Raw genomic sequence first — 12,181 nt, 5'->3', positions numbered from 1 at the left:
CACCTTCAAATACAAGTCCACGGTGTATATCCCCAAGCCCTCCCGAAATCCGAAAGGGCAAAAGTGGACGACTTTTACGCCGCCCGCGACAACACTATGCCGTCGCTACCGTGGCCGAGTATTGCTCCGCCGTTCACACCGCGACTGCCGTCCAGGCGGCCGTCACCGCCCTGGGCAAGAAGGATGCGAGCGCGCCCGATCCCAACAAGTTCGCCCCGATCGAGGTGGTCACCAGCCTGCAGGCGCAGGTCAAGACGCTGATGGACGAGCGCGCCGCTGGCGTGGTCGACCAGGCGATCAAGAGCGGCAAGGTGCCGCCCGCGAACCGCGACTGGGCCGTGGCCTATCATGCCAAGGATCCTGAGGGCTTTGCCAAGTTCCTCGAAGGCCAGCCTGCGATCCTGATGCCCGGCGCAAAGCCGGGGGCCAAGGTCGAGACCGGCGACGGCGCGCTTGATGCCGACGACATGGCGGTCTGCTCCGCGATGGGTCTGACGCCTGAAGAGTTCACCGCCATGCGCAAGAAGGAGGCTGTCTGATGGCCGCGCTGACCAAGGATCGCAATACGCCCGAACGCTCGGGCAAGGACTTTCAGTTCCCGGTGGCCGCCGCGACCCGCATCTTCGCGGGCTCGCTGGTGGTGCTCGATGCCGGGGTCGCCAAGCCGGGTGCCACCGATACCGGGCTGGTCGCGGTCGGTCGGGCCGATGCGCATGCCGACAACAGCGGCGGCAGCGCGGGCGACGTGACGGTGCTGGTGCGCACCGGCGTGTTCCGTTTCGCCAATTCCGCCGGGGCCGACGAGATCGCCCTGGCCGATGTCGGCGCGGATGCCTGGATCGTGGATGACCAGACGGTCGCCAAGACCGATGGCACCGCTTCGCGCTCGAAAGCCGGGCGCATCATGGACGTCGATGCACACGGCGTCTGGGTTTCGATCGGCTAAGGAGGCCACACATGATCATCAATCAGTCCAATCTTGGCCGCCTGTTCACGGGCTACAGCGCCGCCTTCCAGCGCGGCCTCGGCCAGGCGGACCCGCAGTGGAACCGCGTCGCCACGCGCGTTCCGTCCACCACCCGCGAGGAAAAATACGCCTGGCTTGGCCAGACGCCCAACCTGCGCGAATGGATCGGGGACCGCGTCATCAAGTCGATCGAGGCGCATGACTATTCGATCAAGAACAAGTCCTGGGAAAGCACGATCGAGGTCGGCCGCGACGACATCGAGGACGACACCTATGGCGTCTACTCGCCGCTGTTCGAGGAAATGGGCCGCTCGACGGCAGCGCATCCCAACCAGCTGGTCTTCAGCCTGCTGGGTCAGGGCTTCTCGACCGCCTGCTACGATGGCCAGTATTTCTTCGACACCGATCACCCGGTGCTCGACGAGGACGGCAAGGTCACCTCGGTGTCCAACACCGGCGGCGGCTCGGGCGATGCCTGGTTTCTGGTCGACGACAGCCGCGCGCTCAAGCCGATCCTCTACCAGGTGCGCAAGGACTACAACTTCGTGCGCCAGGACCGCGAGGAGGACGAGAACGTCTTCATGCGCAAGTCCTTCCGCTACGGTGTCGATGGCCGCTCGAATGTGGGCTTCGGCTTCTGGCAGTTCGCCTATGGCAGCAAGCAGACGCTGGACAAGACCAGCTACAAGGCCGCGCGCACCGCGCTGATGGGCATGAAGGGCGACTATGGCCGCCCGCTGGGCCTGCGCCCGCGCCTCTTGGTGGTGCCGCCCGCGCTGGAAGAGGCCGGGCTGGAGCTTCTGAATGCCGAGCGCGATGCGGCCGGGGCGACCAACGTCTACCGGGGCACCGCCGAGCTGCTCGTCTGCGAATGGCTGTAAGGAGAGGCTCCATGGCAAAGATCCCCGCACTGCGCATCACCGCCCGGCGCGACGGCTTCCGTCGCGCCGGGATCGAGCACGGCGCTTCGCCCGTCGATCACCCGCTGGCCAGCCTTTCGAAGGCGCAGATCGCCCAGCTCAAGGCCGAGCCCGCCCTCGTGGTGGTCGAGGTCGAGATCGACGATCCCGATGCGGCCGAGCCCGCCAAGCCCGCCGCCGCGCGCGGCGGGGCCAAGACCGAGACGAAGTCCGAACCGAAGGCTTGATGACCCATGGCTTACGCCACATCCCAGGACATGATCGACCGCTTCTCCGAGCAGCAGCTCGTGGAGGTTACCGACCCCGAGATCGTCACGATCAAGGTGGCGGCGCTCGATCGTGCCCTGGAGGATGCCTCGGATGAGATCGACGGCTACCTGGAGGGGCGCTACCGGCTGCCCCTTCAGTCGCCGCCGCGCTCGCTGCGCATCCTTGCCTGCAATATCGCGATGTACCGGCTGCTGTCGCTGCGCCAGATCGACGTTATGGAAGACCAGCGCCAGCGCTACGAGGATGCGATCAAGTATCTGCGCGCGGTGGCCAATGGCGACATCAACCTCGGGCTCAACCAGGTGGGTCAGACCGTCGACCCGGCGGGTGGACCGACCCTTGTCGCAGGCCCGGAGCGGACGTTCAGCCGCGACCGGCTGAAAGGCTTCTGATGTCGGGCGGGGTCAGTGTAACCGTTCGCGTCGAGGACGAGGGGTTCCGCGAGGCGCTCACCCGTCTGATCCAGCGCAGCATGACGCTGCAGCCGGTCTTCGAGGAGATCGGCTCGGCGCTGCAGGCATCGACCGAGGATCGCTTCGAGGCCGAGACCGGCCCGGACGGCCAGGCGTGGGCCGCGCATTCCCCCGTCACACTGCTTCGTCGCGGGGCCAGCGCCAAGAAACTGCGCGACCGCAACCACCTTTACCAGTCGCTGAGCTATGCCGCCGGGCGGCTGCAGGTGGCGGTCGGCACGAACCGGACCTACGCCCGCATCCATCAGCTGGGCGGGCAGGCCGGGCGCGGCCGCAAGGTCGCCATCCCCGCGCGCCCCTACCTGGGCGTGAGCGCCGATGACCGGCGCATGATCGGGGAAATCCTGACAGACCACCTGGCCGAAGGGGTGCGCCAATGATCCGCGAAATCGAAGAGGCCATCGTCGCCCGGCTGGCCGGGTCGCTCGACAAGCTGCATGTGGCGTCCTTCCCCGACAAGCCCGACGCCTTCAAGATGTCGCACCCAAATGGCGCGGTCCTGGTGGCCTATGGCCGCGAGGTCTATTCGAAGCCGCGCGATCTGTCGCTGGTGGTCCAGGAGCGCAAGATCGAGTGGGACATCTCGATCCTGACGCGCAACCTGCGCACTCATGTCGGGGCCTATGACGTGCTCGATGCGGTGCGCATGCTGCTGACCGGCTGGCGTACCGAGGGCTGCTCCAAGCTGATGCCGGTGCGCGCCGAGTTCATCGACCAGAACCAGGGCGTGTGGACCCACGTGCTGACCATGACGCACACGATCACCACGGTCGAGTGCCATGAGGAAGAAGGCCTGCCTGCGCTCAAGCGGGTCAACACCGCCGACGATTACGGCACCACCGATACGGAGACCATCAATGGCTAAGTACCTTTACAGCGGGCCGATGTCCGCTGCCACGCTGGATGACGGCACCGACGTGATCCTGTTTCCCGGACGGGAGGTCACGCTTCCGGCCGAGAACGCCTGGGTGAAGACCCTCGTGGCCCAGAAGCACCTGACGCCGGTTGCAGCCCCCAAGGCCGCGCCCGCGCCCAGCCGCACCACGGCACCCGCCGCCACCACCAAGACGAAAACCGATAGCCCGGCATCCGCCTCGGGCGAGAAGGAGGGAAAGTAAATGGCCGCCAACTTCCTGCATGGCGTCGAGACCATCGAGATCGACAAGGGGCCGCGCCCGATCCGGGGCGTGAAAACCGCCGTGGTCGGCCTCGTGGGCACCGCGCCGATCTTCCAGGTCGACGGGACGCTCGCCAGCCTCAACAAGCCGGTGCTGATCCAGTCCGACCGGGATGCCGCCCGCTACTTCGGCACCCAGATCGAGGGCTACACCATCCCCCAGGCGCTCGACGCGATCTTCGACCAGGGCCGCGGCATCGTCGTGGTGGTCAACGTGTTCGACCCCGAGACCCATGTCACCGCCCAGGCGGCGAAGGACGTGACCTTCGGCGCGGACGAGATGGCCGAGCTTGGCCACAAGGGCGTGTTCGACCTGGTGCTGACCGACAGCACTGCCGCGACCACCTATGTCGCTGGTACCGATTACACGCTCGACCCGGCCACCGGCATCGTCACCCGCCTGACCGGCGGCGCGATCTCGGCTGCCGAGACGGTCAAGGCCGCCTATGACTTTGCCGATCCCGAGAAGGTGCTGCCCTCGGACATCATCGGCGCGGTCGATGTGTCGGGCAACCGCACCGGCATGCAAGCGTTCCTCGACTGCTATGCCGAGATGGGCTTCTGGCCGAAGATCCTGATCGCGCCGGTCTACGGCACGCTCACCTCGGTCACGGCCGAGCTTGACGTGATGGCGGGCAAGCTGCGCGCCATCGCCCTGGCCGATGCGCCGATCGGCACCACCATGGCCGAGGCGATCGCCGGGCGCGGGCCGAATGGCTCGATCAACTTCAACACGTCGAGCGAGCGCATGGTGCTGTGCTATCCGCACCTGAAGGTCTATGACCTGGCGACCGACACCGAGCGGCTTGAGCCCTATAGCCAGCGGCTGGCGGGCGTGATCTGCGCGGTGGACAACGACGAGGGCTACTGGGTCAGCCCGTCGAACCACGACATCAAGGGGATCGTGGGCGTCGAGCGCCGCCTGTCGGCCATGATCAACGACCCGACCACGGATGTGAACCTGCTCAACGAGAACGGGATCGTCACGGTCTTCAACTCGTTCGGCTCGGGTCTGCGGGTCTGGGGCAACCGCTCGGCCGCCTGGCCTTCGGTGACCCACCCCAAGAACTTCATCCCGATCCGCCGGGTGGCCGACATGCTGCATGAGAGCGTCGAGCTGTCGATGCTGCAGTTCATCGATCGCCCGATCAACCAGGCGCTGATCGACGACATCCGCGAGAGCGTGAACAGCTTCATCCGCACCCTGATCGGGCGCGGGGCGCTGATCGACGGCAAGTGCAGCTACGACCCGGCGAAGAACGAGGCCACCCAGATCGCGGCGGGCCACCTGGTCTTCGACATCGAGTTCATGCCGCCGACGCCCGCCGAGCGGATCACGTTCGAGAGCTTCATCAACATCGAGCTGCTCAACCAGCTCGGCGGCCAGTGAAAGGGGCCTGACCCATGAGCAACAAGATTGCGATCAACCACCTGACCAACGTCAACCTCTACATGAACGGCTCGTCGCTCCTGGGGCGCGCCGAGGAACTGGAGCTGCCGCAGGTCAAGCACAAGATGCAGGAGCACAAGGCGCTCGGCATGGTGGGCACGGCCGAGTTCTTCTCGGGCGTCGAGAAGATGGAATGCAAGGTCAAGTGGGCCTCGTTCTATTCCGAGGTGCTGCGCGAGGCGGCCAACCCGTTCAAGACGGTGCGGCTGCAGGCGCGCTCCTCGCTGGAGACCTATACCGGGCAGGGCCGCACGGCCGAGGTGCCGGTGATGGTCTCGCTGATTGCCGCCTACAAGGACTTCCCGCTGGGGTCCTTCAAGCAGCATGACCGCGTGGTGCCCGACAGCAACCTGTCGGTCTATTACGCCAAGATGGAAATCGACAGCCAGGAGATCTTCGAGTTCGACGTGCTGGAGAACATCTACAAGGTCGCGGGCGCGGATGTGCTGGCCACCTACCGCCTGAACATCGGCGGCTGATCCCCACCTGGCCGGGCGCGTTCCGGCCGGGGCTGAACCCCTGACACTCTGAGACGAAGGAAAGACCATGAGCGACAAGACCGAGACCGCCGCCAAGGCCGACGACACCCGCACGATCACGCTGCCCGCCTCGGGCAAGGTGGTGGTGCTGCGCAAGGGCAAGGGGCGCGACATGCGCATCGCCGCGCGGCATGTGAACCCCGCGCAGGACCCGATCGGCTATTCGATGGCGCTGGCCGCCGCGCTGGCCACGATCGACGGCAACGCGGTGCTGCCCGAGGACCTGGACGAGATGGACATGGAGGACGTGACGGCGATCATGGGTGGCCTGCCGGGAAAATCCCTACCCCAAGGGATGCCTTCGCCCTGATCACGGTGACGAAGTGGTCGGCGGCCGAGGTGGACGGGATAGAGATCACCGACCTCAACGACTGGATCGAAGAGGCCGTCGATCACGCCAAGGCGGTCAGGGACGCTCGCGAAGCCGCGCAGCCTTCTTAGCTTCCATCGAGGCAATGTCGGCCTTGCCCTGCTCGACGCCCTTGCGGATGCCATCGCGGGCTGCGGCGAACAAGCCGCGCCCCGCCCACACCGACCCGCGCGCAGTCATGAAGATCGCCTTCAGCCCGACATAGGCCAGACCCAGCAGGGCACCCACGCCGAAGAGGACGAAGAACAGCATCAGGATTTCCATCGCGCCACCTCTTGTTTGTCACGAAGGACAATAACCCGAAATGGACAGCATCTTCAACCTTTCGGTCATCATCGCCGCCGTTGACAACCTGACAGGCCCGGTGCGCGAGATGGTGCGGTCGATGGAGGGGCTCGACCGGATGGCCGCGCGCGGCCGCGAGATGCAGGACTGGGGCACCCGCATGTCGATCGCGGGGGCGATGACGCAAGGGGCCGCCAACCAGATGATGGCGGCGATCAACGGTCCGATCGAGGCCGCCGCCCAGTTCGAGCAATCCATGGCGCTGGTCCGCGCCGTCACCACCAACATCACCGGCGACGAGTTCGAGGCGCTCAGCGCCCAGGCGCGCGAGCTGGGGGCCACCACCGCCTTCTCGGCGAGCCAGGCGGCCGAGGGCATGGGGTTCCTGGCGCGGGCAGGCTTCGATGCGCAAGAGCAGATGGCGGCGATGCCGTCGATGCTGGCGCTGGCCCGCGCGGGTGCGGTCGATCTGGGCACCACCGCCGATATCGCCTCGAACATCCTGTCTGGCTTCGGGCTCGACGCGGCCGAGATGACGCGGGTCGCGGATGTGATGGTGGCGACCTTCACCACCGCCAATACCGATATCCCGATGCTGGGCGACACGATGCGCTACATCGCGCCGGTCGCGCGCGCTGCTGGCATGAGCCTGGAAGAGGCCGCCGCCATGGCGGGCCTTCTGGGCAATGCCGGTATCCAGTCGAGCCAGGCGGGCACCACGCTGCGCGCCATGCTGCAGCGGCTGGCCGCGCCCTCGCGCGAGGCGGCGGCGGCGCTTGACGCCATGGGTGTGTCGGTGGCCGACGAGCAGGGCAACATGCGCTCGATGGTCACGATCCTGGGCGAGGTGGGCGATGCGATCGGGGATCTGGGCACCCAGCAGCAGCTCGATATCATCGGCACGATCTTCGGGGTCGAGGCGGCGGCGGGCGCGGCCGAGCTGCTGGCGCAGGGTCAGTCGATCGGGGATTACGTCGACCAGCTGATGGCCAGCCAGGGTCGGGCCGCGCAGGTTGCGGCCGAGATGGGCGACAACTTCCGAGGCGCGCAGACCGAGTTCGCCTCGGCCATGGAGGGGCTCAACATCACGCTGGGCACGATGCTGTTGCCGGTGCTGACCGATGTGGCGCGGGCGGCCACCGGCGTGGTGCAGTCGATCATGGGCTGGGCCGAGGCCAACCCGACCATCGCAGGGATCGCGCTGCGCGCCGCGCTGCTGGGGGCCGGGGTGCTGGCCGTGGTCGCGCCGATCCTGTCGGTGGTCGGCGGCTTTGCCATGATGGCCGGGGTCGGGCTGCAGGTGCTCTCGCGGATCGGGATAGCCTTCGTCTGGCTGCTGCCGAAGATTTGGGCAGCCACGGGCGGCATCTTCATGTTTGGCGCGCGGCTTGTGACCGTCGCTGCGGCAGCCATTCCGTCCTTCATCTCGGGCCTGATGGCGATGGGGGCAGCGGCGGCGGGCCGGGTGGTGGCGGGGTTGCGCGCGGCGGCGGTGGCGGCGCGGGCCTTCGGGCTGGCGCTGATGGCCAACCCGATCGGGCTGGCGGTGGCGGCGATCGCGGCCGGGGCGCTGTTGGTCTGGTATTACTGGGAGCCGATCTCGGAGTTCTTCGTCGATCTCTGGGCGGACGTTCAAACGGCCTTTGAAGGGTTCTCAAGCTGGGTTTCAAGCTGGTGGTCGCGGGTCACCGGCTGGCTGGCGCAGGGGCTGGACTGGGCGCGCATGATCCCCAGCCTGTCCTGGGCGGATTTCGTGGGGCTGCTGACCTGGGAGAACTTCCTGACCGTGCTCAACTGGCTGAGCTGGCTGATCCCGCTGCGCTGGCTGGATTTCATCCCCGGCTTCAGCTGGTCGGCCGTGATCGGTGCGGTGCTTGACTGGGCGGACTGGATCTCCAGCCTGTCCTGGTCGGAGTTTGTGGCACTCTTCACCTGGGACAACGCGCTTCAGGTGCTCGACTGGGTCTCGTGGGTCTCGCCCTTGCGCTGGCTGGACTTCATCCCCGGCTTCAGCTGGTCCGAGGTGATCGGCAGCGCCCTTGCCTGGGGCGACTGGGTCACATCGCTCGACTGGTCCAGCTACATGCCCGCCTTTACCTGGTCGGGCGCTCTGACCGCGCTCGACTGGGCCTCGTGGATCCTGCCGATCCGCTGGCTCGACTTCATCCCCGGCTTCAGCTGGGCCGGGGTGATCGGCAGCGCGCTGGCCTGGGGCGACTGGGTCACATCGCTCGACTGGTCCAGCTACATCCCCGCCTTCAGTTGGTCAGAGGTTCTCAGCGCGATCGGCTGGGGCTTGCTGATCGGTGTCGAGCGACTGCGCGCCTCCTGGCAGGCCGTGCGCGACTTCCTCGGCGGCATCGAATGGTCCTCCATGCTGCCGGAGTTCGATTGGGGAGACATCATCCCCGATCTTCGGCCAGCGCTCGACGCCATCCTTGGCCCCGGTGCTGACGCGCCGCTGCTCGATCAGCTGTCCTTTGTGCGGGCGGGCGATGGCTTCTTCTACGGCTGGTCGGAGGGCGTCGAGCTTGTCAATCAGTATCGCCAGGGGCTGATCGGGCTGGAGGAGCTGCACGAGCGGGTCAGCGGCGAGGCGGGCACCTGGACCTCGACCGGGTCCATCGCGCAAAGGCTTCAGGACATCATCGAAGCCTCGGCCGAGTTCCAGGCGATGACGGGGCAGACCCCGCGCGCCCAGATCGTGGATCCCCAGACGCTGGCCGAGGCCGAGGCTGCCGCCTCGCGGCTGGCTGAAATGCTGCCGCGGATCGACGCGGCGGCGGCGCAGACGCGGGCGGCTGTCGGTGCCGAGTTGACCGCAGTGCAATCCGCCGTCTCGTCCGCAGTCCAATCAGTGACATCTGTGTTGGCCGGGGTTTCGCTTCGCTCGCACGGCATCGCCTTCATGCGCACCCTGGCCGAAGGCATCCGCGCCGGGGCGGCGCAGGCGATCGAGGCCACGCGCGAGACCGTCCAGGCCATGCGCGACCACCTGCCCCATTCGCCCGCCAAGATCGGCCCGCTGTCGGACCTTGATCGTGTGCGGTTCTCCGAGACGGTGGCGGGGGCGGTGCGCCCCGCGCCTGCCGTGGCGGCTGTCCATCGCCTGACTGCGGGCATGGCGGCCGCACTGGCCGGGGCCACCATGAGCCTGCCCGCCATGGCAGCCCAGGTGCCCGAGATCGGCCGGACCAACCTGCCCGTGCTGCAAGCCGCGAGCGCCATGCCGCAGGTGGGCCTGACCGGCGAGCCGGGCAGCGCGCCCGCCATGGCCGCCAACGGCGTGGCCGGGGGCGATGCCGGGACGCGGGTCGAGATCAACTTCAACCCCAATATCACCATGCAGGGCGGCGCGGGCGGCGGCGACGGCTTCCAGTCGCGCGAGCAGATGCAGGAGCTCTTGCGGTCGATGGGCCATGAGCTCGTGCAGCTGGTCCAGGACGAGCTGGCCCGCCAGTCCCGCCGCGATTACTGAGGAGAGACCCCATGTTCGCAATGCTCGGCCCGATCAGCTTCCGCCTCATCACCTATTTCGAGGGGGTCACCAACAAGCGCTCCTGGGATTACGCCAAGCATGACGTGATCGAAGGCAAGCCGCGCCTGCAATACATGGGCGAGGCGCTGGAGGAGGTCACGATCGACCTCGTGTTCCACGTCAGCTACTGCAACCCCGAGGCCGAGCTCGCCAAGCTGCGCATCGCGGGCACCATGCGCACCGCGCTGCCCTTCATCTACGGCTCGGGCCAGTATGTCGGCATGTTCGTCATCAAGCAGATCCAGTCGACCACGCGCCAGACCGACCGGCGCGGCGGGTTGGTGGCAGTGGTGGCCAAGGTCACCTTGATGGAGCATGGGGGCTTGGGCGGCCTGCTGGGCGCGATCATCAGCGTGGTCAACAATGCCGCCCGCGCCTCGGGGGCCGGGTCGAATGTCCAGACCTCACCGGCTGCCGCGCCGCCCTCCGGCTCGCCATCTTCGGTGCCGCCGTCCAGCATCGTGAGGTCCTGAGATGGACTATGTCGAGCATCTGACCTCGGACAACGATCGCTGGGACCTGCTGGCCTGGACCTACTATGGCGACCCGCACCTTTATGAGCCGATCATCCTGGCCAACCCGACCGTGCCGATCCGGCCCTTCATCGCGGCCGGGCTGCGCCTGCGGATCCCGGTGATCGCGGATGAGGTGGTGCTCGATCGCGATCTTCCGCCCTGGAAGCGGGGCCGCCAGGCATGATCGTCCCCGAGGCAAAATGGGTCCTGACCTATTCGGGGGCGGACATCACCGGCGACATCGCGGGCGATGCGCTGATGATCGTCTACACCGATGCCGATCACGGCAAGTCCGACGAGATCGAGGTCCGGCTTGAGGACCGTATGCACCGCTGGAAGGGCAGCTGGTACCCCGAGAAGGGAGACGTGATGGACCTCATGATCGGCTGGATCGGCCGGGGCTTGCTGCCTTGCGGCAAGTTCGAGGTGGATGAGATCAGCTTCGACGGGCCGCCCGACACGGTCACGGTGCGCGGCCTGGCGGCCCCTGTGACCGCGAGCCTGCGCACCACCAAGACTCGCGCCTTCGAGAACAAGACCCTGCGCCAGATTGCCGAGCAGATCGCGGGCGAGCATGGGCTGACGGTCGAGGGCGAGATCGAGGACATCACCATCAAGCGGGTGACCCAGAACGACGAGCGCGACCTTGAGTTCCTGCGCCGCGTGGCCGAGGAATACGCCCATGTCTTCGCAGTGCGCGACACGGTCCTGTTCTTCTCGACCATCGCCAGCCTTGAGGCGCAAGACCCGGTGGCGCTGATCCCGCGCACCGAGATGAAGCGCTTCGCCTTCACGGACAAGACCCACGAGGTCTACAAGGAATGCACCCTGTCCTACCACGACCCCGAGACCGCGCAGCTGATCTCGGTCACGGTCGAGGCCGAGGATATCACCACCGGCGACACGCTGAAGGTCCGGGCGCGGGTCGAGAGTGAAGCACAGGCCCGCACCCGCGCCGAGGCCGAGCTGAAGCGCGCCAACGCCAAGCGCCTGCGCGGCCGGATCGAGATCGTGGGCGATCACCGCATGATCGCGGGCAACGTGATCGAGGTCGCGCTGATGGGCAAGCTGTCGGGGCGCTACTATGTCGAAACCTCCCGCCACCGCATTGAGCGCGGCGCGGGCTACACAACCGAGATCGAGGTGCGCCGTGTCGCTTAGAATTGGCATCGTGACAGAGATCGACCCGGCGACCGCCAAGGGCCGGGTCCAGTTCCCCGACCACGACAATGTGCAATCCTACTGGCTGCAGGTGCTGCAGGGCCGCACCCGAACCGATCGGACCTACTGGATGCCCACCGTGGGCGAGCATGTCGTCGTGATCATGGACCAGGGCGAAGAGGCCGGGGTCATCGCGGGGGCGATCTACTCGGCGGCCGACGCGCCACCCTCGTCCGATCCGAATGTTCATACCATCGTCTATGGCGACGGGGCATCGCTGACCTACGACAAGGGCGGGCAGACCTTCACCCTGTCGGTCGGCGGCACCACGGTCGAGATATCGCCCGCCGGTGTGGCAATCACCAGCTCCAGCCTGACCCACAACGGCACCAATGTGGGCGACACCCACATTCACCCGGAAAGCATCGGGGTTCTGACCGGCCCGCCCCAGTGAGCCTTTGGGTGCTTGGCGTGAGCGCAAAAGACGGTTACGGTTAGCCATCCCCGACATTGCAA

Annotated in this window: 17 protein-coding genes; 16 read left to right on the top strand and 1 reads right to left on the bottom strand. The window is 66.9% G+C overall.

What is annotated here, in order from left to right:
- Positions 1–110 precede the first annotated feature (110 nt).
- From AB9K37_RS14380 to AB9K37_RS14330, 11 genes are all read left to right on the top strand, one after another.
- Positions 111–539 carry a phage protease gene (locus tag AB9K37_RS14380; RefSeq protein WP_369840131.1) on the top strand — a complete coding sequence of 143 codons (429 nt, stop codon included), beginning with the start codon at positions 111–113 and terminating at the stop codon, positions 537–539.
- Positions 539–946 carry a hypothetical protein gene (locus AB9K37_RS14375; protein WP_369840129.1) on the top strand — a complete coding sequence of 136 codons (408 nt, stop codon included), beginning with the start codon at positions 539–541 and terminating at the stop codon, positions 944–946. Before AB9K37_RS14380 ends, AB9K37_RS14375 begins: the two co-directional genes overlap by 1 nt.
- 11 nt (positions 947–957) lie before the next feature.
- Complete coding sequence (locus tag AB9K37_RS14370) at positions 958–1,848, top strand: Mu-like prophage major head subunit gpT family protein (protein ID WP_369840127.1); 891 nt, start codon at positions 958–960, stop codon at positions 1,846–1,848.
- 11 nt (positions 1,849–1,859) lie between these two features.
- Positions 1,860–2,114 (top strand): HI1506-related protein, encoded by a 255-nt coding sequence (locus AB9K37_RS14365; RefSeq protein ID WP_369840125.1) that lies wholly within the window; start codon positions 1,860–1,862, stop codon positions 2,112–2,114.
- Positions 2,115–2,120: 6 nt separating this feature from the next.
- The gene (locus tag AB9K37_RS14360; RefSeq protein ID WP_369840123.1) at positions 2,121–2,549 is read left to right on the top strand and encodes a gp436 family protein; all 429 of its coding nucleotides are present in this window, start codon (positions 2,121–2,123) and stop codon (positions 2,547–2,549) included.
- Entirely contained in the window at positions 2,549–3,010 is a 462-nt protein-coding gene (locus AB9K37_RS14355) for a phage virion morphogenesis protein (RefSeq protein ID WP_369840121.1), read from the top strand. The genes AB9K37_RS14360 and AB9K37_RS14355 overlap by 1 nt, the downstream gene beginning before the upstream one ends.
- On the top strand, positions 3,007–3,495 hold the full coding sequence (locus AB9K37_RS14350; protein ID WP_369840119.1) for a Gp37 family protein: 489 nt from the start codon (positions 3,007–3,009) through the stop codon (positions 3,493–3,495). Before AB9K37_RS14355 ends, AB9K37_RS14350 begins: the two co-directional genes overlap by 4 nt.
- Positions 3,488–3,748, top strand: coding sequence for a hypothetical protein (locus tag AB9K37_RS14345; RefSeq protein WP_369840117.1), 261 nt, complete (start codon positions 3,488–3,490; stop codon positions 3,746–3,748). Before AB9K37_RS14350 ends, AB9K37_RS14345 begins: the two co-directional genes overlap by 8 nt.
- On the top strand, positions 3,749–5,197 hold the full coding sequence (locus AB9K37_RS14340) for a phage tail sheath subtilisin-like domain-containing protein (RefSeq protein WP_369840115.1): 1,449 nt from the start codon (positions 3,749–3,751) through the stop codon (positions 5,195–5,197).
- A 14-nt stretch (positions 5,198–5,211) separates the two neighbouring features.
- On the top strand, positions 5,212–5,736 hold the full coding sequence (locus tag AB9K37_RS14335; RefSeq protein WP_085868996.1) for a phage major tail tube protein: 525 nt from the start codon (positions 5,212–5,214) through the stop codon (positions 5,734–5,736).
- A 67-nt stretch (positions 5,737–5,803) separates the two neighbouring features.
- The gene (locus AB9K37_RS14330) at positions 5,804–6,106 is read left to right on the top strand and encodes a phage tail assembly protein (protein WP_369840113.1); all 303 of its coding nucleotides are present in this window, start codon (positions 5,804–5,806) and stop codon (positions 6,104–6,106) included.
- A 96-nt stretch (positions 6,107–6,202) separates the two neighbouring features.
- On the opposite strand, the gene AB9K37_RS14325 is transcribed toward AB9K37_RS14330, so the two are convergent.
- Positions 6,203–6,430, bottom strand: coding sequence for a hypothetical protein (locus AB9K37_RS14325; protein WP_369840111.1), 228 nt, complete (start codon positions 6,428–6,430; stop codon positions 6,203–6,205).
- A 40-nt stretch (positions 6,431–6,470) separates the two neighbouring features.
- Here AB9K37_RS14325 and AB9K37_RS14320 point away from each other — a divergent pair, with 40 nt between their 5' ends.
- The 5 genes from AB9K37_RS14320 to AB9K37_RS14300 are packed head-to-tail and all read left to right on the top strand — an operon-like array spanning position 6,471 to position 12,119.
- Positions 6,471–9,929, top strand: a complete 3,459-nt coding sequence (locus AB9K37_RS14320; RefSeq protein ID WP_369840109.1) for a phage tail tape measure protein — start codon at positions 6,471–6,473, stop codon at positions 9,927–9,929.
- Positions 9,930–9,940: 11 nt separating this feature from the next.
- Positions 9,941–10,462: a phage tail protein gene (locus tag AB9K37_RS14315; RefSeq protein ID WP_369840107.1), complete on the top strand. Its 522-nt coding sequence runs from the start codon at positions 9,941–9,943 to the stop codon at positions 10,460–10,462.
- Position 10,463: 1 nt separating this feature from the next.
- The gene (locus AB9K37_RS14310; protein WP_369840105.1) at positions 10,464–10,688 is read left to right on the top strand and encodes a tail protein X; all 225 of its coding nucleotides are present in this window, start codon (positions 10,464–10,466) and stop codon (positions 10,686–10,688) included.
- Positions 10,685–11,665 (top strand): phage late control D family protein, encoded by a 981-nt coding sequence (locus AB9K37_RS14305; RefSeq protein WP_369840103.1) that lies wholly within the window; start codon positions 10,685–10,687, stop codon positions 11,663–11,665. The genes AB9K37_RS14310 and AB9K37_RS14305 overlap by 4 nt, the downstream gene beginning before the upstream one ends.
- The gene (locus AB9K37_RS14300) at positions 11,655–12,119 is read left to right on the top strand and encodes a phage baseplate assembly protein V (protein ID WP_369840101.1); all 465 of its coding nucleotides are present in this window, start codon (positions 11,655–11,657) and stop codon (positions 12,117–12,119) included. Before AB9K37_RS14305 ends, AB9K37_RS14300 begins: the two co-directional genes overlap by 11 nt.
- Positions 12,120–12,181: the final 62 nt, after the last annotated feature.

Source organism: Donghicola sp. XS_ASV15 (assembly GCF_041224595.1).
Classification (GTDB): Bacteria; Pseudomonadota; Alphaproteobacteria; order Rhodobacterales; family Rhodobacteraceae; genus Donghicola.
Note: the sequence above shows the minus strand (reverse complement) of the source record. Positions and strands in the feature narration are given on the sequence as shown.

Excerpts from the sequence above, each read along its gene's own strand:
- AB9K37_RS14335 (WP_085868996.1), top strand. The coding sequence starts at position 5,212 with ATGAGCAACAAGATTGCGATCAACCACCTGACCAACGTCAACCTCTAC.
- AB9K37_RS14330 (WP_369840113.1), top strand. The coding sequence starts at position 5,804 with ATGAGCGACAAGACCGAGACCGCCGCCAAGGCCGACGACACCCGCACG.
- AB9K37_RS14355 (WP_369840121.1), top strand. The coding sequence starts at position 2,549 with ATGTCGGGCGGGGTCAGTGTAACCGTTCGCGTCGAGGACGAGGGGTTC.
- AB9K37_RS14365 (WP_369840125.1), top strand. The coding sequence starts at position 1,860 with ATGGCAAAGATCCCCGCACTGCGCATCACCGCCCGGCGCGACGGCTTC.
- AB9K37_RS14320 (WP_369840109.1), top strand. The coding sequence starts at position 6,471 with ATGGACAGCATCTTCAACCTTTCGGTCATCATCGCCGCCGTTGACAAC.
- AB9K37_RS14375 (WP_369840129.1), top strand. The coding sequence starts at position 539 with ATGGCCGCGCTGACCAAGGATCGCAATACGCCCGAACGCTCGGGCAAG.
- AB9K37_RS14360 (WP_369840123.1), top strand. The coding sequence starts at position 2,121 with ATGGCTTACGCCACATCCCAGGACATGATCGACCGCTTCTCCGAGCAG.
- AB9K37_RS14370 (WP_369840127.1), top strand. The coding sequence starts at position 958 with ATGATCATCAATCAGTCCAATCTTGGCCGCCTGTTCACGGGCTACAGC.
- AB9K37_RS14325 (WP_369840111.1), bottom strand. The coding sequence starts at position 6,430 with ATGGAAATCCTGATGCTGTTCTTCGTCCTCTTCGGCGTGGGTGCCCTG.
- AB9K37_RS14350 (WP_369840119.1), top strand. The coding sequence starts at position 3,007 with ATGATCCGCGAAATCGAAGAGGCCATCGTCGCCCGGCTGGCCGGGTCG.
- AB9K37_RS14340 (WP_369840115.1), top strand. The coding sequence starts at position 3,749 with ATGGCCGCCAACTTCCTGCATGGCGTCGAGACCATCGAGATCGACAAG.
- AB9K37_RS14345 (WP_369840117.1), top strand. The coding sequence starts at position 3,488 with ATGGCTAAGTACCTTTACAGCGGGCCGATGTCCGCTGCCACGCTGGAT.
- AB9K37_RS14310 (WP_369840105.1), top strand. The coding sequence starts at position 10,464 with ATGGACTATGTCGAGCATCTGACCTCGGACAACGATCGCTGGGACCTG.
- AB9K37_RS14305 (WP_369840103.1), top strand. The coding sequence starts at position 10,685 with ATGATCGTCCCCGAGGCAAAATGGGTCCTGACCTATTCGGGGGCGGAC.
- AB9K37_RS14315 (WP_369840107.1), top strand. The coding sequence starts at position 9,941 with ATGTTCGCAATGCTCGGCCCGATCAGCTTCCGCCTCATCACCTATTTC.